Here is an 18,338-nt window from a genome sequence, read left to right as displayed (position 1 = left end):
TCGCCCATGCGGCAAGGAGCCCTCGTGCCCACAGTTGAAATGGAACGTCGCCAGGTGGTGGTGATCGGTGCCGGGCCATCCGGTGCCATTGCGGCCGCGCTGCTAAAGCGCAAAGGGCATGATGTATTGATCATCGAACGCGAGCATTTCCCGCGTTTTTCGATTGGCGAAAGCCTGCTGTCGCACTGCATCGACTTCATCGAAGAAGCCGGGATGCTCGACGCTGTGCAAGCGGCGGGCTTCCAGGTAAAAACCGGCGCCGCGTTCGCCTGGGGCGAGCGCTACAGTGCGTTTGACTTTGGCGACACCTTCAGCAACGGCAAGCCCACCACCTTCCAGGTGCAGCGCGGCGAGTTCGACAAGTTGCTGGCCGATCAGGCGGCGCTGCAAGGTGTGGAAATCCGCTATGGCCAAAGCATTGTCGGTGTGGATTTCTCCGGCGAGTGCCGCTACCTGCATGTGCGCCGACAGAACGGCAGCGAGTACCACATCAAAGCCAAGTTCGTGCTCGACGCCAGCGGCTATGGCCGCGTGCTGCCGCGCCTGCTGGACCTTGAGGCGCCCTCGAACTTCCCGCTGCGCCAGGCCGTGTTCACTCACATCGAAGACTGCATCGAACACCCAGGCTTTGATCGCAGCAAAATTCTGGTCACCACCCACCCGACCCAGCGCGACATCTGGTTCTGGACCATCCCGTTCAGCAACGGCCGTTGCTCGGTGGGCGTGGTCGCGGCCAAAGAACATTTCGATGGCCGCGACAGCGACCTTGACGCCTGCCTGCGCAGCTTTGTCGATGAAACGCCAAGCCTGGCCGCCGTGCTGCAAAACGCCGCCTGGGACACCCCGGCACGCAGCATCGGCGGCTATTCGGCCAACGTCAAAAGCCTGCACGGCCCAGGCTTTGCGCTACTGGGCAATGCGGCGGAATTTCTCGATCCGGTGTTCTCGTCCGGCGTGACCATCGCCATGCGGTCGGCCAGCATGGCCGCCGCTGTGCTGCACCGTCAGCTCAACGGCGAGACCGTGGACTGGCAAAGCGAATTCGCCGAACCCTTGAAGCGCGGTGTCGATACCTTCCGCTGCTACGTCGAAGGCTGGTATGCCGGTACGTTCCAGGATGTGATTTTCCATCCCGGCAGCTCGCCGGAGATTCGCCGCATGATCAGTTCGATCCTGGCCGGTTACGCCTGGGATGAGCGCAACCCGTTTGTCAGCGAGCCGAAACGGCGATTGCGGATGTTGTCGGATATTTGTGCGAGTGAAGCGGTATGAGCAGTCCTGCCGTTGAAAAAAACTACCTGAGCAAAAATTACGTCGAGGAAACCAGGTTCGGCTTCTGGTTCCTGCGCAGCCACACCTGGCAGCATCACGTATTGCGCGTGGCGATCAACGACCTGCGCAGCCTGTTCAGCGAGCCGCTGCCGGTGGCACCGGTGTTGCTGGACGCCGGTTGTGGCCAGGGTAAATCCTTCCGGTTGCTGCAGCAGGTGTTTGCGCCTTCACGTCTGATCGGCCTGGATGCCGACCCCCACAGCCTGGAGCTGAGCCGTGAAGAGGCTGCGCGCCAGGGCCTGGCTGTCGAGCTGATCGCCAGTGACTGCGCCACCCTCGATGTACCGGACGCCAGCGTCGATATCGTGTTTTGCCACCAGACCTTTCACCACTTGGTCGAGCAACATCGCGCACTCAAGGAGTTCTATCGGGTACTCAAACCGGGCGGCTATCTGCTGTTTGCCGAATCCACCGAAGCCTATATCGACACCTGGGTGATTCGCTGGTTGTTCCGCCACCCGATGCATGTGCAAAAAAGCGCTGAAGAGTATTTGGAGATGCTGCGCGAGCAAGGCTTTGAATTCGACTCGCAGAATGTCTCGTACCCCTACCTGTGGTGGAGCCGCTCCAGCGACTTCGGCCTGCTGGAGCGCTGGGGTCTGCGCAAGGCGCCGCCGGTGGGCCAGCGCGAGGAAACCCTGGTCAACTGCGTTGCGCGCAAACCTTTGGAGAACGCCGCCTCATGATGCGCCTGCTGTTAATGGGTTGCCTGTTGCTGCTCAGTGCCTGCGCCAGCCAGGCACCGCTGCCGGAAAAAATCCCGGCCCTGGCCTTGCCGATGCAACTGCATGTGCAGCGCCTGGCGGACGGGCAGCGCCAGGACTGGCTGCTGGTGATCCAGCGCGAAGGCCACGCGATTCGCTGGTCGATGATGGACCCCTTGGGCATTCCCCTGGCCCGGCAAAAACTGCTCGATGGGCAGTGGCAGGCCGACGGCTTGCTGCCCCCCAATCCCCAGGCGCGGGAGCTGTTTGCCGCGCTGCTGTTTGCCCTGACCCCGGCCGGTGATGTGCCAGCGCTGTATCCGCACGCCCAGGCCATGGACCTGACGCGCACGCTGCCGGGCCATTGGCAAATCATCTATCAGTCTTCCGAGGTGTTCAGCGTGAACATGGCCGGCCAGCCGTTGAGTTATCGCATCACCCCGCTAGGTATCAGCCGATGACCGCTTACCTCAATGCCCTCGGTGTGATCTGCGCCCTTGGCCGAGGCCAGGCCGAAGTCAGCCGCAACCTGTTTGCCGGTGACTGTTCAGGGATGCGCGCCGAAAGCGGCTGGGTGCCGGAGCGCGTAGTGCCGGTGGCTGCCGTCCAGGGCGAACTGGTGCCTCTGCCGGTGGAACTGGCTCAACAAAGCAGCCGCAATAACCAGTTGTTGCTGGAAGCGGCGTTGCAGATTGAAGATGAGATCCGTCAGGCCATTCAAACCTATGGCCCAGGGCGAGTCGGCGTGGTGCTTGGCACCAGCACCTCGGGCATCGACGAAGCCAGCCGTGGCATTGCTCATTACCTGCGCGACAAGCAGTTCCCTGCCGACTACGACTACCAGCAACAGGAACTCAGCGCCCCGGCAAACTTCCTCGCCGACTGGCTGCAATTGAGCGGCCCGGCCTATGTGATTTCCACCGCCTGCACCTCCAGCGCCCGTGCCTTGATGAGCGCCCAGCGCCTGCTGAACCTGGGGGTGTGCGATGCGGTAATCTGTGGCGGCGTGGACAGCCTGTGCAAGCTGACCCTGAACGGATTTACCTCGCTGGAAGCGGTATCCAGCGAGCGCTGCAACCCGTTCTCGGTGAACCGCAACGGCATCAATATCGGTGAGGCGGCGGTACTGTTCCTGATGAGCCGCGAGCCGGCACCGATCGCCTTGCTGGGCAGCGGTGCCAGTTGCGACGCTCACCATATCTCCGCGCCGGAACCCAGCGGCAAGGGCGCGTTGCAAGCGATGCGCAAGGCCCTGGCCAGCGCAAAGCTGGCTCCCGAGCAGATCGGCTACCTGAACCTGCACGGCACCGCCACCCAACACAACGACGCCATGGAAAGCCAGGCGGTCGCCAGCCTGTTCCCCGGCGGTGTGGCCTGTTCGTCGACCAAGCCCATGACCGGTCACACCCTCGGTGCCGCCGGAGCCCTGGAAGCGGCGTTCTGCTGGCTGAGCCTGGGCCACGGCTTGCTGCCGCCCCACGTGTGGGACGGCCACGCCGACCCGGCGCTGCCGCCCTTGCAATGGACGCACAGCGGCGACAGCTTGAAAAAAACCTGCCTGATGAGCAACTCGTTTGCCTTCGGCGGTAATAACGTCAGCCTGATAATCGCAGAGGCCCCATGATCGATTGGCCACTTGCCGAGCTGCTACCCCACGCGGGCGACATGATCCTGATCGACCAGGTGCTGTCGTTCGATGATGAGCAGATCCGCACCCGCGTCACCGTCAAGCCCGACGGCCTGTTCAACCGCCCTGACGGTAGCCTGCCGGCCTGGGTAGGCCTGGAATTGATGGCGCAAAGCGTCGCCGCCTATGCCGGTTGCCATGCACGCCAGCAAGGCCGCGCGGTGGAACTGGGCTTCCTGTTGGGTACACGCAAGTTCGAGTGCAACGTGGAGCACTTCCCGGCAGGCGCCCAGCTGAATATCCACGGCCTGCGCTCCCTGGAAGACGACAACGGCATGGGTGTGTTCGAATGCCACCTCACCGGCGACGGCATTCAGGCCAGTGCGCGCCTGAACGTATTTCGACCGCCCCAGGCGGCCAACTATTTAGATGAATCGAAGGACCCAACGTCATGACTGAATCCGTACTGGTCACCGGCTCAAGCCGTGGCATCGGCCGCGCCATTGCCCTGCGCCTGGCCCAGGCCGGCCATGACATCGTGCTGCATTGCCGCAATGGCCGCGCCGAAGCCGACACCGTGCAGGTCGAGATCGAGGCCATGGGTCGCAAGGCGCGGGTGCTGCAATTCGACGTGTCCGACCGCGCCAGTTGCAAGGCCATCCTTGAAGCCGATGTGGAGCAACATGGCGCCTACTACGGCGTGGTGCTCAATGCCGGCCTGACCCGCGACGGCGCCTTCCCGGCCCTGTCGGAAGACGACTGGGACGTGGTGATGCGCACCAATCTCGATGGTTTCTATAACGTGCTGCACCCGGTGATGATGCCGATGATTCGGCGACGCGCCGCTGGGCGTATCGTGTGCATCACCTCGGTGTCCGGGTTGATCGGCAACCGCGGCCAGGTCAATTACAGTGCTTCAAAAGCCGGCCTGATCGGCGCAGCCAAGGCGCTGGCCATCGAACTGGGCAAACGCAAGATCACCGTCAACTGCGTGGCGCCGGGGTTGATCGACACGGCGATGCTGGATGAAAACGTCCCCGTCGAAGAACTGATGAAAATGATCCCCGCGCAACGCATGGGCACCCCGGAAGAAGTCGCCGGCGCGGTGAATTTCCTGATGTCGGCCGAAGCCGGCTATATCACGCGCCAGGTGCTGGCCGTGAACGGAGGCTTGTGCTGATGAAGCGCGTCGTCGTCACCGGCATGGCCGGCATGACCTCCCTGGGCAGCGATTGGGAAACCATCGCCGCCAACTTTCGCGCCAACCGCAGCGGTATCCGGCGCATGGATGAATGGGACCGCTTTACCGAACTGAACACGCGCCTGGCCGGGCCGATTGATGATTTTGTGGTGCCCGCGCACTGGACCCGCAAGCAATTGCGCAGCATGGGCCGTGTCTCGCGCCTGGCGGTGTGGGCAGCGGAGCAGGCACTGCAGGATGCCGGCTTGCTCGGTGATCCGTCGATCAAGGACGGGCGCATGGGCGTGGCCTGTGGCTCGTCCACCGGCAGCACCGATGAGATCAAGGCGTTCGGCAATATGCTGCTCAATTCCGTGGCCGAGGGGCTAAACGCCAACTCCTATGTGCGGATGATGCCGCACACCACCGCGGCGAATATCAGCATTTTCTTTGGCCTCACCGGGCGCTTGATCCCCACGTCCAGCGCCTGCACCAGCGGTAGCCAGGGCATCGGCTATGCCTACGAGGCAATCAAGTTCGGGCGCCTGCCATTGATGCTCGCCGGCGGCGCCGAAGAACTGTGCCCCACCGAAGCCATGGTGTTCGATGCACTCTACGCCACCAGTCTGAAAAACGATGCGCCGCAAACCAGTCCGCGCCCCTACGACAGCGGCCGTGATGGCCTGGTGATTGGTGAAGGCGCCGGCATCCTGGTACTGGAAGAGTTGCAACACGCGTTGGCGCGCGGCGCGCATATTCACGCTGAGCTGGTTGGCTTTGGCAGCAATGCCGACGGCCAGCACACCACCCGCCCGGAACAGAAAACCATGCGCCGTGCCATGGAACTGGCCCTGGAAGACGCCGGGCTTGCGCCTTCTGCCATCGGCTATGTAAACGGCCACGGCACCGCCACCGACCAGGGTGACATCGCCGAAACCCTAGCCACCAGCAGCCTGTTCGGCAGCCGAATGCCGATCAGCTCGCAGAAGAGTTTCCTCGGCCACACCCTGGGTGCCTGCGGCGCGCTGGAGTCGTGGTTCAGCATCGAAATGATGAACCGCGACGAGTACGTGCACACCTTCAACCTGGATTCGGTCGACCCACAATGCGGCGAACTGGACTACCTGCAAGGTGGCTTTCGGCAGATGCACAACGACTACGTGATGAACAACAATTTTGCCTTCGGCGGCGTCAACACCTCGCTGATCTTCCGCCGCTGGGCCTGACTTTTTAATCGATTGGAGAAAACGGAATGTCTTCCCTGCTACGCGCTACCCTGATCACCCTGGCCCTGTTGACCACTGCCGGCTGCACCAGCAAACCGGTGCTCAACACCCAGCACGAACTGCCGGCCACGACCCAGGTCAGCGAAGAAAAAATGAAACAGGTGATCGTCGCCGCCCTGCAAAAACGTGAGTGGACGGTACAACGCCTGAGCCCGCAACTGGTGCAGGCCGAGATCACCGTGCGCGGCCAGTTCTATGCAGCAATCGATATCCGCTACACCCGCAACAGCTACGCCATCACTTACCGCGACAGCCGCGACCTGGGCTACAAGGACGGCAAGATCCATCGCAACTACAACCGTTGGATAAGCATGCTGGATAGGGACATCCTGGCAGGGTTGCGCTCGACCGGGATGCAGTAAGGCCAGAAACGACAAAGGGCGCCTTTCGGCGCCCTCTTCACAAACAGGTTGGCTTGTCATCACCGCTTCCTGCCTGGCTCTGCGATGGCTGGTTACCCAGGATCCTCAGAGTCTCACAAGCCCCTTTCGGGAACTCGGCCAGTATGCCTGAAGCAACCGCACTCGGAAAAGACCGCCGATCAAATGTGGGAGCTGTCGAGCTTTAGCGAGGCTGCGATGCAGGCGCTGCGGTCTTTCAGATACAACGCGGTGATCCTTTCGCAGCCTCGCTAAAGCTCGACAGCTCCCACATCACTCTGCTTCGTTACGTAGATGCCCTGTGCGTCAACAACTCCACAAACCCCTTCGCCATCGGCGTTTGCACGCCCTTGCGCTGCACCAGCCACACCGCCGTCATCGCCTCCGGGTCGAGCAGTGTGCGGTAGACCACGCCATCAATGCGGATACGCTGGTAAGACGCCGGCAACACCGACACGCCCAACCCTGCCGCCACCAGGCCAATGATGGTCATCGCCTCCCCCGCTTCCTGGGCAAAGTGCGGGCTGAAACCGGCGTCGCGGGCCAGGCTGAGCAATTGGGCATACAGGCCGCTGCCGTAGGTGCGCGGAAAAAACACAAAGGGCTCCTGCGCCAACTGCGCCAGGTGCAGGCCGCGCTCGCTGCCTTCCACCAACGGATGGCCGGCGCTCAATACGGCAACCAACGGCTCGCGCATCAGCTCGACCACGCTCAGCGAATCAGGCAACGGCAAAGGCCGCATCAGCCCGACCTGGATCGACTCATCCACCAATGACTCGGCCACCTGGGTGCTGCTCATCTCCTGCAGATTGAGGTGCACCGCCGGGAAAGCCTGGCGAAACGCGAAGATCGCCTGGGGAATGCTGGAATTGAACGGTGCGGAAGATGTGAAGCCGATCTTCAGTTCGCCGAGCTCTCCCAATTGCGCCCTGCGCGCCACATCCGCCGCCTTGTCGACCTGGGCCAGCACCAGCCGCGCCTCTTGCAGGAACAGGCGCCCGGCCTCGCTCAGCTCGACCCGACGATTGGTACGCTCAAATAACCGCGCGCCCACCTCTTGCTCCAGTGCCTGGATCTGCTGGCTCAAGGGCGGTTGCGAGATGCCCAGCACCTGCGCGGCGCGGCCAAAGTGCAGTTCTTCAGCGACGGCGATGAAGTACCGCAGGTGACGTAATTCCATGCACACCTCATTAGGTCGTAGAACCTATCAAACAGGTCGAACAATATATTGGAAAGAATCATTAGCCAGCTATATTCTTTTTCGTATTGCCAGTCCTGGCAGACTTTCCTCCCCGAGGTCCCCCGTGAATCCTGCTGTTGCTCCACTTGCCCAACACACCCCGCCCTCAGCCCTCGATGAGGTGGTGGCGCAGCTTAATGACGAGTACATCGAAAAAGGCACGCCGATGTTCATGCGCACGGTGTTGGCGCTGTTCTCCGGCGGGTTTGCCACCTTCGCCCTGCTGTATTGCGTACAGCCGATGATGCCGGCGCTGTCCCACGAATTTTCCATCAATGCGGCGCAAAGCAGCCTGATTCTTTCGGTCGCGACCGCGATGCTCGCCTGCGGCCTGCTGATCACCGGGCCGATATCCGACAGGCTGGGGCGCAAGCCGGTGATGGTCGCCGCGTTGTTCTGTGCGGCGCTGGCCACCATCGCCAGCGGTCTGATGCCGACCTGGGAGGGGATTCTGCTGATGCGGGCGCTGGTGGGCCTGTCCCTGAGCGGCCTGGCTGCCGTGGCGATGACCTACCTCAGCGAAGAGATCCACCCGCAGCACATCGGCCTGGCCATGGGCCTGTACATCGGCGGCAACGCGATTGGCGGCATGAGCGGCCGACTGATCATCGGCGTATTGATCGACTTCGTCAGCTGGCACACCGCAATGCTGATCATCGGCGCCCTGGCCCTGATCGCGGCCACGGTGTTCTGGAAGATCCTCCCACCATCGCGCAACTTCCGCGCCAGCAGCCTCAAGCCGCGCAGCCTGGTGGATGGCTTCGTCATGCATTTCAAGGATGCGGGCCTACCGTGGCTGTTCCTCGAAGCCTTCCTGTTGATGGGCGCGTTCGTAACGATGTTCAACTACATCGGTTATCGCCTGCTGGCCTCACCCTATGAACTGAGCCAGGCCGTAGTGGGCCTGCTGTCGCTGGTGTACCTCTCGGGCATCTACAGTTCGGCCAAGATCGGCTCTCTGGCCGACCGCCTTGGCCGCCGCCGCGTGCTGTGGGCCACCATCGTGCTGATGCTCGCCGGCATGGCCCTGACGCTGTTCACCCCGCTGTGGCTGGTGGTGCCGGGCATGTTGATCTTCACGTTCGGCTTCTTCGGCGCCCACTCGGTGGCCAGCAGCTGGATCGGCCGCCGTGCGGTGAAAGCCAAGGGGCAGGCGTCGTCGCTTTACCTGTTCTGCTATTACGTGGGATCGAGTATCGCCGGGACGGCAGGCGGGTTCTTCTGGCATTTTGCCGGGTGGAACGGGATTGGCGGATTCATTATCGCGCTACTGATCGGCGCGTTGCTGGTGGCGTTGAAGCTGGCGAAGTTGCCGCCGTTGGGGCATGTGGAAACCTGAGGCTACTTGCTTTATGTGGGAGCTGGCTTGCCTGCGATGGCGGCGGTGAATTCAACACCGCTATCGCAGCGATGCGGCGACCCGACAAGCCAGCTCCCACATTTTGTTTTGCGTTTTACTCGTGGTATTGCGCCGACAGTTCGTGCACTGCACGCAGGAACGCGCCCGCATGTTCCGGGTTCACTTCCGGCGTGATGCCATGGCCGAGGTTGAACACATGGCCGGTGCCCTTGCCATAGCTGGCCAGGATGCGCCCGACTTCCGTGCGGATCGCTTCCGGCTTGGCGTACAGCACAGTGGGGTCCATGTTGCCTTGCAGCGCAACCTGGTTTCCAACGCGACGGCGGGCTTCGCCGATATCGCAGGTCCAGTCCAGGCCCAATGCATCGGCGCCAGCATCGGCGATGCTTTCCAGCCACAGGCCGCCGCCCTTGGTGAACAGGATGACCGGAACCTTGCGGCCTTCGTGTTCGCGGATCAGCCCGCTGACGATCTTGCGCATGTAGGCCAGGGAGAATTCCTGGTACGCCGCCGCCGACAGGTTGCCTCCCCAGGTGTCGAAGATCTGCACCGCTTGCGCACCGGCCATGATCTGGCCGTTGAGGTAGGAGGTCACCGACTGCGCCAGCTTGTCCAGCAACAGGTGCATGGCTTGCGGGTTGTCGTAGAGCATGGCCTTGGTCTTGCGGAAGTCTTTCGACGAACCGCCTTCGACCATATAGGTGGCCAGCGTCCACGGGCTGCCAGAGAAGCCAATCAGCGGCACGCGACCGTTGAGCTCGCGGCGGATGGTGCTGACCGCATCCATCACATAACCGAGGTCTTTGTGCGGATCAGGGATCGGCAAGGCTTCGATATCGGCCAGGGTACTGACGACTTTCCTGAAGCGCGGGCCTTCGCCGGTCTCGAAGTACAGGCCCTGGCCCATGGCGTCGGGGATGGTGAGGATATCGGAGAAGAGAATGGCCGCATCCAGTTGTGGGTAGCGGTCCAGCGGCTGCATCGTGACTTCGCAGGCGAACGCAGGATTCATGCACAGGCTCATGAAGTCACCGGCGTGGGCGCGGCTGGCGCGGTATTCCGGCAGGTAGCGACCGGCTTGGCGCATCATCCACACCGGGGTGACGTCTACGGGTTGCTTGAGCAGGGCACGAAGGAAACGGTCGTTCTTGAGGGCAGTCATGTCGGCATCCGCAAAAAAAGTGCGGGCATTTTCTCAGAGCGCGACGCAAAAGGCACGGAATGCGCCGTGCCTTTTGTCTATCGGGTCAATTTGTCGCGGTGTCTTGCGGTATGACAGACACCACCAAACCCTATCTGGAATGGGGTTTGTGTGGGAGCTGGCTTGCCTGCGATGGCGGTGGTGAATTCACTATCGCTATCGCAGGCAAGCCAGCTCCCACAGTTGACCGTGTTTCAAATCAAACTTGAAGGTAATCCAGGATGCCTTCGGCGGCATTGCGGCCTTCGAAGATCGCCGTCACTACCAGGTCGGAACCGCGCACCATATCGCCACCGGCGAAGATTTTCGGGTTGCTGGTCTGATGCTTGTACTGGCCTTGCTCCGGGGCTACCACGCGGCCCTGGCTGTCGGTCTGGATTTCGAACTGCTCGAACCAGGGCGCCGGGCTTGGACGGAAACCGAAAGCGATGACCACGGCATCGGCCGGGATGATCTCTTCGGAACCCGGGATCGGCTCGGGGCTGCGACGGCCTCGGGCATCCGGTTCGCCGAGACGGGTCTCGACCACCTTCACGCCTTCGACGCGGTCTTCACCGACGATCGCAATCGGCTGGCGGTTGTAGAGGAATTTCACGCCTTCTTCCTTGGCGTTCTTCACCTCTTTGCGCGAGCCGGGCATGTTGGCTTCGTCGCGACGATACGCACAGGTGACCGACTTGGCGCCCTGGCGGATCGAGGTACGGTTGCAGTCCATCGCGGTGTCGCCACCGCCCAGCACCACGACCTTCTTGCCTTTCATGTCGACGAAATCTTCCGGCGACTTTTCAAAGCCCAGGTTGCGGTTGACGTTGGCAATCAGGAAGTCGAGCGCGTCATACACGCCCGGCAAGTCCTCACCGGCAAAGCCGCCCTTCATATAGGTGTAGGTGCCCATGCCCATGAACACCGCATCGTATTCGGCGAGCAGTTGCTCCATGGTGATGTCTTTGCCGATTTCGGTATTGAGGCGGAACTCGATACCCATGCCGGTGAACACTTCACGACGGTGACTCAGTACGGTTTTTTCCAGCTTGAACTCGGGAATACCGAAGGTCAGCAGGCCACCGATCTCCGGGTTCTTGTCGAACACCACCGGGGTCACGCCACCACGCACCAGCACGTCGGCACACCCCAGGCCCGCCGGGCCCGCGCCGATAATCGCAACACGCTTGCCGGTCGGCTTGACCTTGGACATGTCCGGGCGCCAGCCCATGGCGAACGCGGTGTCGGTGATGTACTTCTCCACCGAACCGATGGTCACCGCGCCGAAGCCATCGTTGAGGGTGCAGGCACCTTCACATAGACGGTCTTGCGGGCACACCCGGCCGCAGACTTCAGGCAGGGTGTTGGTCTGGTGCGACAGCTCGGCGGCGGCGAGGATGTTGCCCTCGGCCACCAGTTTGAGCCAGTTGGGAATGAAGTTGTGCACCGGGCACTTCCATTCGCAATACGGGTTACCGCACCCCAGGCAGCGGTGGGCCTGATCGGCCGAGTGCTGGGGCTTGAAGGGCTCGTAGATCTCCACGAACTCTTTCTTGCGTTGACGCAACAGTTTCTTCTTCGGATCTTTGCGCCCGACATCGATGAACTGGAAGTCGTTATTCAGACGTTCAGCCATGTTAAAACCTCATCAAACTGTTCAGGCGCATATCACTGCGGGTTGGCACGGATGCTGGAAAGCAACGATTTCAGGTTGGCAGCCTTGGGCTTGACCAGCCAGAAACGACGCAGGTAATCATCGAGGTTCTCGGCGAGTTCCCGGCCCCATTCGCTGCCGGTTTCCTCGACGTACTCGTCCAGCACGTGCTGCAAGTGGTTCCGGTAGGACTCCATGGCTTCACCGCTGATCCGCTGGATCTCGACCAACTCGTGGTTGACCTTGTCGACGAAGGTATTGTCCTGGTCGAGCACGTAGGCGAAACCGCCGGTCATGCCCGAACCGAAGTTGTAACCGGTCTTGCCCAGTACCGCGACAAAGCCGCCGGTCATGTACTCGCAGCAGTGATCGCCAGTGCCTTCCACCACGGTGTGGGCACCGGAGTTACGCACGGCGAAGCGCTCACCGGCAGTACCCGCGGCAAACAGCTTGCCACCGGTGGCGCCGTACAAGCAGGTGTTGCCGATGATGGCACTGTCCTGGGTCTTGTATACGCTGCCAGCCGGCGGGACGATGACCAGCTTGCCGCCGGTCATGCCTTTGCCCACGTAGTCGTTGGCATCGCCTTCCAGGTACATGTGCAGGCCACCGGCGTTCCACACACCGAAACTCTGGCCCGCAGTGCCCTTGAAGCGGAAGGTGATCGGCGCTTTCGCCATGCCCTGGTTGCCGTGCTTGCGCGCGATTTCACCGGAGATGCGAGCACCGATGGAACGGTCGCAGTTGCAGATATCCAGGGCGAATTCGCCACCGCTGGCATCGCTGATCGAGGAGCCGGCCATTTCGACCATTTTCTCGGCCAGCAGGCCCTTGTCGAACGGCGGGTTGCGGTCCACCTGGCAGAATTGTGGCTTGTCTGCCGGGATGTGATCGCTGCCCAACAGCGGTGTCAGGTCCAAATGCTGTTGCTTGGCGGTCTGGCCTTCGAGGATGTCCAACAGGTCGGTGCGACCAATCAGCTCTTCCAGCGAACGCACGCCCAGCTTGGCCAGCCACTCACGGGTTTCTTCGGCGACGTAGGTGAAGAAATTCACCACCATGTCGACGGTGCCGATGTAGTGGTCCTTGCGCAGTTTTTCGTTCTGAGTCGCCACGCCGGTAGCGCAGTTGTTCAGGTGGCAGATACGCAGGTATTTGCAGCCCAGCGCGATCATGGGCGCGGTGCCGAAGCCGAAACTCTCGGCGCCAAGGATCGCCGCCTTGATCACGTCGAGGCCGGTTTTCAGGCCGCCGTCGGTCTGTACCCGCACCTTGCCGCGCAGGTCGTTGCCGCGCAGGGTCTGGTGGGTTTCGGCCAGGCCGAGCTCCCACGGCGCACCGGCGTACTTGATCGAGGTCAGCGGCGAAGCACCGGTGCCGCCGTCGTAGCCGGAAATGGTGATCAGGTCGGCATAGGCCTTGGCCACGCCAGCGGCGATGGTGCCTACGCCGGCTTCCGCTACGAGTTTCACCGAGACCAGCGCCTGCGGGTTGACTTGTTTGAGGTCGAAAATCAGCTGCGACAAATCTTCAATCGAGTAGATGTCGTGGTGCGGCGGCGGCGAGATCAGGGTCACGCCCGGCACCGCATAACGCAGCTTGGCGATCAGGCCGTTGACCTTGCCGCCTGGCAATTGCCCGCCCTCACCCGGTTTGGCGCCCTGGGCCACCTTGATCTGCAGCACTTCGGCGTTGACCAGGTACTCCGGGGTCACACCGAAACGGCCGGTGGCCACCTGCTTGATTTTCGAGCTTTTGAGCGTGCCATAACGCGCCGGGTCTTCGCCGCCTTCGCCGGAGTTGGAACGCGCACCCAGGCGGTTCATGGCTTCGGCCAGGGCTTCGTGAGCCTCAGGCGACAAGGCGCCCAGGGAAATACCGGCGGAGTCGAAGCGCTTGAGGATCGATTCCAGCGGCTCGACTTCGGCGATATCCATCGGCGTGTCCAGGGTCTTCACCTTGAACAGATCGCGGATCATCGACACCGGGCGGTTATCCACCAGGCTCGTGTATTGCTTGAACTTGGCGTAGTCGCCCTGCTGCACGGCGGCTTGCAGGGTACTCACCACGTCCGGGTTGTAGGCGTGGTATTCGCCACCGTGCACGAACTTGAGCAGGCCGCCTTGCTGGATCGGCTTGCGCGCGCTCCAGGCTTCGGCTGCCAGGGCTTTCTGCTCGGCTTCGATATCGACGAAACGCGCGCCCTTGATACGGCTCGGCACGCCACGGAAGCTCAGCTCGCAGACCTCTTCGGACAGCCCGATGGCTTCGAACAATTGCGCACCACGGTAGGAGGTGACGGTGGAGATGCCCATCTTCGACAGGATCTTCAACAGGCCCTTGGTGATGCCCTTGCGGTAATTCTTGAACACCTCGTAGAGGTCGCCCAGCACTTCACCGGTACGGATCAGGTCGCCGAGTACTTCATACGCCAGGAACGGGTACACCGCCGAGGCGCCGAAGCCGATCAGCACCGCGAAGTGGTGCGGGTCACGGGCAGTGGCGGTTTCCACGAGGATGTTGGAGTCGCAGCGCAGGCCTTTTTCGGTCAGGCGGTGGTGCACAGCACCGGTCGCCAGGGACGCGTGGATCGGCAACTTGCCCGGCGCGATATGGCGGTCGGTCAGTACGATCTGAGTGCGACCGGCGCGTACCGCTTCTTCGGCCTGGTCGGCGACGTTGCGCACAGCGGCTTCAAGGCCGAGGCTCTCGTCGTAGTTCAGGTCGATGATCTGGCGATCGAAGCCTGGACGCTCCAGGGTCATCAGCGAGCGCCACTTGGCCGGGGAAACGACGGGCGAGCTGAGGATCACACGGGAGGCGTGCTCAGGCGACTCCTGGAAGATATTGCGCTCGGCACCGAGGCACACTTCCAGCGACATCACGATGGCTTCGCGCAGCGGGTCGATCGGTGGGTTGGTCACCTGGGCGAACTGCTGGCGGAAGTAGTCGTACGGCGTGCGCACGCGCTGGGACAGCACAGCCATCGGCGTATCGTCGCCCATGGAGCCTACGGCTTCGTAGCCTTGCTCGCCGAGCGGGCGCAGCACCTGGTCGCGCTCTTCGAACGTGACCTGGTACATCTTCATGTATTGCTTGAGCTGGTCGATGTCGTAGAAAGCCGAACCGTGGTCGTTGTCTTCCATGGTCGCCTGGATGCGCAGGGCGTTCTTGCGCAGCCATTGCTTGTACGGGTGACGCGACTTCAGACGGTTGTCGATGGCGTCGGTGTCGAGGATCTGCCCGGTTTCGGTGTCCACGGCCAGGATCTGGCCAGGGCCGACACGGCCTTTGGCGATCACGTCTTCAGGCTTGTAGTCCCACACGCCGATTTCCGACGCCAGGGTGATAAAGCCGTTGGTGGTGGTGACCCAGCGCGCCGGGCGCAAGCCGTTACGGTCGAGCAGGCACACCGCGTAGCGGCCGTCGGTCATGACCACGCCGGCCGGGCCGTCCCAGGGCTCCATGTGCATCGAGTTGTATTCGTAGAACGCCCGCAGGTCCGGGTCCATGGTCTCGACGTTCTGCCACGCAGGCGGAATGATCATGCGCACGCCACGGAACAGGTCGATGCCGCCGGTGACCATCAGCTCAAGCATGTTGTCCATGCTGGAGGAGTCGGAACCCACGCGGTTGACCAGCGGGCCGAGCTCTTCGAGGTCCATCAAATCGTTGGCGAACTTGGTGCGACGGGCCACGGCCCAGTTGCGGTTGCCGGTGATGGTATTGATCTCGCCGTTGTGGGCGAGGAAGCGGAATGGCTGGGCCAGCGGCCATTTCGGCAGGGTGTTGGTGGAGAAGCGCTGGTGGAACACGCAGATCGCGGTTTGCAGGCGCTCATCGCTCAGGTCTGGATAAAAGGCGGTGAGATCCGCCGGCATCATCAGGCCTTTATAAATGATGGTCTTGTGGGAAAAGCTGCAGATGTAATGGTCAGTGTCGGCGGCGTTGAGCACCGACGAACGACGACGGGACGTGAACAGCTTGATCGCCATGTCCTGGTCGCTCAGGCCGTCGCCTGCGATGAACACTTGTTCGATCTGCGGCAGGCGCTCCAGGGCCAGGCGGCCGAGTACGCTGGTGTCGATTGGCACTTTGCGCCAGCCGACCAGTTGCAGGCCGGCAGCAACGATCTCGCGGTTCATGTTCTCGCGAGCGGCTTCGGCTTTTACCGGGTCCTGGTTGAAAAACACCATGCCCACGGCGTACTGCTTGGGCAGGTCGGCCGCAAAATGCTCTTTGGCGACAGCGCGCAGGAACTGGTCGGGCTTTTGAATCAGCAAGCCGCAACCGTCACCGGTCTTGCCGTCGGCGTTGATCCCACCGCGGTGGGTCATGCAGGTCAGGGCCTCGATGGCCGTTTGCAAAAGGGTATGACTGGGCTCGCCCTGCATGTGGGCTATCAGGCCGAAACCGCAGTTATCCTTGAATTCATCGGGTTGGTACAGACCTGCTTTCATAGACACTTTCTCACCAGGCTGCCTCTTATATCGAGGCAAATTTCTTTTCAATTCAACCGGTTACCTTCCACGCCGAACGTACGCCGGCTTAGCGGGGGCAAAAGGGAGGTCATTGTACACACCGACACAGACGCTCACAAATTTAGCGACGAAATGTCGCAAATCTATGTCGCATTTATGAAAGGTTTAAAGCGATATGCTGTGCTAGTCAAAACTTTTTTAATTCTGACCGCTACGACTCAAAAGCTACTGTGGCGCAGACACCACAAAGCGCGCGGTCCTTGCGGGGGACTGCACGCCTTGCGATTGTTTTTTGAGGTGCCGGGAGGGCGGCCTGGGTAAGGCCGCCGGATCTTCAGCGAGTTGCTGCCAGTTCTTGTTGAACGCTGGCAACAGTGCGAGGCCAAGGTTTACCAGCCTGAACCTTCGCTGGCAAGGCCTTGATGGCAGAATCGGCTGCGGCGCGGCTCGGGAAGCTGCCGTAGGTGATCACGTAGAGAGGCTTGCCGTTGAGCACTTTCTTGAAATAACGGTACTGGCCGCCCTGCTCTTTCACGAACGCCTGGGCGTTGGCTTCAGAGCTGGTGCCGAGGATCTGCACCACGAAATTGCCGGTAGGCTGGCTGCTGTACCAGCTGCTGCCAGCGGCGCCGGCCTTGGCCACGGTAGCGGCAGGTTTTTCAGCAGGCTTGGCCGCGGGGGCCGGTGCCGGCTTGGCAACTGGTGCTGCGGGCTTGGCTGTCGCTACTGTCGGCGCCGGAGTCGGCTTGGCAACTGGCGCAACCGGTGCGGCAGGCGCTACTGGGGTTGCTGGCGTGCCGGCCGGTACGCCCGCTGGTGGCGCGGTGGTGGTCACGGTCGGCGGCGTGGCGCTGGAGCCTTCCACCGGCACGCCGTCATCGCCTTCGGAGATGCCACCGGCTTCTTCAGCCAGCGGGCCGCGCATTACAGGCTGGCCGACCATCGGCAGGTTGGTCGGTTGGCCGGAGTTGGCGAATTCGACATTTGGCGTGGGCTTGCCCAGTGGCAACTGCGCCTGCTCAGTTGGCGCGCCGGTTGTTGTCGGTGCCTTGTTGCGACCCGGGATCAACCAGGCGGCGGCTACAGCGACCACGACAACGGCGGAAATAGCCAATACGTGCTTCTTAGGCATAGTGAACCCCATCTTTGGACGCTTGACCGCAGAGCGGCTGGCAATCATGGCTTCGATCATCGCATCGCGGGCAACCTGGTTGATGTTTCCAGGCCAGCCATCGGAGCTTTCGTGAATATCAGAGATCTGCGCAGCGGAGAAAAGTTCGATACCGGCCCCTGCACCTTCGAGGCGCTGAGCCAGGTATTCGCGGGTTTCTTCCTCTTCGTACGGCTGCAATTCGATGACGTGGAACAGCTCTTGCTCACCGCTGATCTGCTCCAGATCGGCGATCAACGACGATTCGCCAAACAGGAACACATGCGGGCGGCCTTCCGGCGTGCCCGCGGCCAGCGCCAACAGCGCTTCCAGCGCGGATTCGTCAAGCTGCTCGGCATCGTCGACCAGCAGGTAGACTTCCTGGCCGGTCAGACCCAGTTGCACCACCTGTTTGAGAATCGCGTTCGGCTCGGCGTTGGATACGTCCAGGGCCTGTGCAACCTGGCGCAGTACACCCGCTGCGTCACCGGCGCCACGGGCCGATACCACCACGCTCTGCACCGATTGCTTGTTGGTGCTGGCGACCAGCGCCTGGCGCAGCAAGGTCTTGCCACTGCCCAACGGTCCCGTGACCACCAGCAGCAACTGGCTGTAGCGCGCCAGATGATGCAGTTGCCCCAATACCGGCTTGCGCTGGGCAGGGAAGAATTTGAAACCAGGTACCCGTGGAGCAAAAGGGTCATGGCTCAAGTGATAATGGCCGAGGAACGCCTCGTCGGCATGCAAACTAGTCATCGGGA

General features: G+C 61.9%; 14 protein-coding genes. 9 read left to right on the top strand and 5 right to left on the bottom strand.

The features are described 5' to 3' along the window. Positions 1–24: 24 nt before the first annotated feature. Genes IH404_RS03015 through IH404_RS02980 form a run of 8 tightly spaced genes read left to right on the top strand, consistent with a single transcriptional unit; the run spans position 25 to position 6,491 of the window. Positions 25–1,272: an NAD(P)/FAD-dependent oxidoreductase gene (locus tag IH404_RS03015; protein WP_194439915.1), complete on the top strand. Its 1,248-nt coding sequence runs from the start codon at positions 25–27 to the stop codon at positions 1,270–1,272. After that, a complete protein-coding gene (locus IH404_RS03010) occupies positions 1,269–2,018 on the top strand; it encodes a class I SAM-dependent methyltransferase (protein WP_005784070.1) in 750 nt (249 codons plus the stop codon). Before IH404_RS03015 ends, IH404_RS03010 begins: the two co-directional genes overlap by 4 nt. Beyond that, the gene (locus IH404_RS03005; protein ID WP_005784068.1) at positions 2,015–2,497 is read left to right on the top strand and encodes a DUF3261 domain-containing protein; all 483 of its coding nucleotides are present in this window, start codon (positions 2,015–2,017) and stop codon (positions 2,495–2,497) included. The genes IH404_RS03010 and IH404_RS03005 overlap by 4 nt, the downstream gene beginning before the upstream one ends. Beyond that, positions 2,494–3,660, top strand: coding sequence for a beta-ketoacyl-[acyl-carrier-protein] synthase family protein (locus tag IH404_RS03000; protein WP_194439914.1), 1,167 nt, complete (start codon positions 2,494–2,496; stop codon positions 3,658–3,660). The genes IH404_RS03005 and IH404_RS03000 overlap by 4 nt, the downstream gene beginning before the upstream one ends. Further along, positions 3,657–4,118 carry a hotdog family protein gene (locus IH404_RS02995; RefSeq protein ID WP_194439912.1) on the top strand — a complete coding sequence of 154 codons (462 nt, stop codon included), beginning with the start codon at positions 3,657–3,659 and terminating at the stop codon, positions 4,116–4,118. The genes IH404_RS03000 and IH404_RS02995 overlap by 4 nt, the downstream gene beginning before the upstream one ends. Continuing rightward, positions 4,115–4,843: a 3-oxoacyl-ACP reductase FabG gene (gene fabG, locus IH404_RS02990; RefSeq protein ID WP_005784062.1), complete on the top strand. Its 729-nt coding sequence runs from the start codon at positions 4,115–4,117 to the stop codon at positions 4,841–4,843. Before IH404_RS02995 ends, fabG begins: the two co-directional genes overlap by 4 nt. Next, positions 4,843–6,069 carry a beta-ketoacyl-ACP synthase gene (locus IH404_RS02985; RefSeq protein ID WP_194439910.1) on the top strand — a complete coding sequence of 409 codons (1,227 nt, stop codon included), beginning with the start codon at positions 4,843–4,845 and terminating at the stop codon, positions 6,067–6,069. Before fabG ends, IH404_RS02985 begins: the two co-directional genes overlap by 1 nt. Before the next feature lie 26 nt (positions 6,070–6,095). Next, positions 6,096–6,491, top strand: a complete 396-nt coding sequence (locus IH404_RS02980) for a hypothetical protein (RefSeq protein ID WP_005784058.1) — start codon at positions 6,096–6,098, stop codon at positions 6,489–6,491. Positions 6,492–6,795: 304 nt separating this feature from the next. On the opposite strand, the gene IH404_RS02975 is transcribed toward IH404_RS02980, so the two are convergent. Next, positions 6,796–7,689 carry a LysR family transcriptional regulator gene (locus tag IH404_RS02975; RefSeq protein WP_005784056.1) on the bottom strand — a complete coding sequence of 298 codons (894 nt, stop codon included), beginning with the start codon at positions 7,687–7,689 and terminating at the stop codon, positions 6,796–6,798. 124 nt (positions 7,690–7,813) lie between these two features. On the opposite strand from IH404_RS02975, the gene IH404_RS02970 reads away from it, so the two are divergent. Continuing rightward, positions 7,814–9,088: an MFS transporter gene (locus IH404_RS02970; RefSeq protein ID WP_194439908.1), complete on the top strand. Its 1,275-nt coding sequence runs from the start codon at positions 7,814–7,816 to the stop codon at positions 9,086–9,088. A 115-nt stretch (positions 9,089–9,203) separates the two neighbouring features. On the opposite strand, the gene hemE is transcribed toward IH404_RS02970, so the two are convergent. The 4 genes from hemE to IH404_RS02950 form a co-directional block, all read right to left on the bottom strand. Further along, a complete protein-coding gene (gene hemE, locus IH404_RS02965) occupies positions 9,204–10,271 on the bottom strand; it encodes a uroporphyrinogen decarboxylase (RefSeq protein ID WP_046070564.1) in 1,068 nt (355 codons plus the stop codon). Between the two features lie 238 nt (positions 10,272–10,509). Further along, positions 10,510–11,928, bottom strand: a complete 1,419-nt coding sequence (locus tag IH404_RS02960) for an FAD-dependent oxidoreductase (RefSeq protein WP_003187920.1) — start codon at positions 11,926–11,928, stop codon at positions 10,510–10,512. 32 nt (positions 11,929–11,960) lie between these two features. Continuing rightward, positions 11,961–16,406, bottom strand: coding sequence for a glutamate synthase large subunit (gene gltB, locus IH404_RS02955; protein WP_194439906.1), 4,446 nt, complete (start codon positions 16,404–16,406; stop codon positions 11,961–11,963). A 355-nt stretch (positions 16,407–16,761) separates the two neighbouring features. Then, positions 16,762–18,333 carry an AAA family ATPase gene (locus IH404_RS02950; RefSeq protein ID WP_005784047.1) on the bottom strand — a complete coding sequence of 524 codons (1,572 nt, stop codon included), beginning with the start codon at positions 18,331–18,333 and terminating at the stop codon, positions 16,762–16,764. Positions 18,334–18,338 lie beyond the last annotated feature (5 nt).

Source organism: Pseudomonas sp. OST1909, assembly GCF_015277575.1.
GTDB classification, from domain to species: Bacteria; Pseudomonadota; Gammaproteobacteria; order Pseudomonadales; family Pseudomonadaceae; genus Aquipseudomonas; species Aquipseudomonas synxantha_A.
Note: the sequence above shows the minus strand (reverse complement) of the source record. Positions and strands in the feature narration are given on the sequence as shown.

Coding starts and splice junctions, on each gene's coding strand:
- IH404_RS03010 (WP_005784070.1), top strand. CDS start 1,269: ATGAGCAGTCCTGCCGTTGAAAAAAACTACCTGAGCAAAAATTACGTC.
- IH404_RS03005 (WP_005784068.1), top strand. CDS start 2,015: ATGATGCGCCTGCTGTTAATGGGTTGCCTGTTGCTGCTCAGTGCCTGC.
- IH404_RS03000 (WP_194439914.1), top strand. CDS start 2,494: ATGACCGCTTACCTCAATGCCCTCGGTGTGATCTGCGCCCTTGGCCGA.
- IH404_RS02995 (WP_194439912.1), top strand. CDS start 3,657: ATGATCGATTGGCCACTTGCCGAGCTGCTACCCCACGCGGGCGACATG.
- fabG (WP_005784062.1), top strand. CDS start 4,115: ATGACTGAATCCGTACTGGTCACCGGCTCAAGCCGTGGCATCGGCCGC.
- IH404_RS02985 (WP_194439910.1), top strand. CDS start 4,843: ATGAAGCGCGTCGTCGTCACCGGCATGGCCGGCATGACCTCCCTGGGC.
- IH404_RS02980 (WP_005784058.1), top strand. CDS start 6,096: ATGTCTTCCCTGCTACGCGCTACCCTGATCACCCTGGCCCTGTTGACC.
- IH404_RS02975 (WP_005784056.1), bottom strand. CDS start 7,689: ATGGAATTACGTCACCTGCGGTACTTCATCGCCGTCGCTGAAGAACTG.
- hemE (WP_046070564.1), bottom strand. CDS start 10,271: ATGACTGCCCTCAAGAACGACCGTTTCCTTCGTGCCCTGCTCAAGCAA.
- IH404_RS02960 (WP_003187920.1), bottom strand. CDS start 11,928: ATGGCTGAACGTCTGAATAACGACTTCCAGTTCATCGATGTCGGGCGC.
- gltB (WP_194439906.1), bottom strand. CDS start 16,406: ATGAAAGCAGGTCTGTACCAACCCGATGAATTCAAGGATAACTGCGGT.
- IH404_RS02950 (WP_005784047.1), bottom strand. CDS start 18,333: ATGACTAGTTTGCATGCCGACGAGGCGTTCCTCGGCCATTATCACTTG.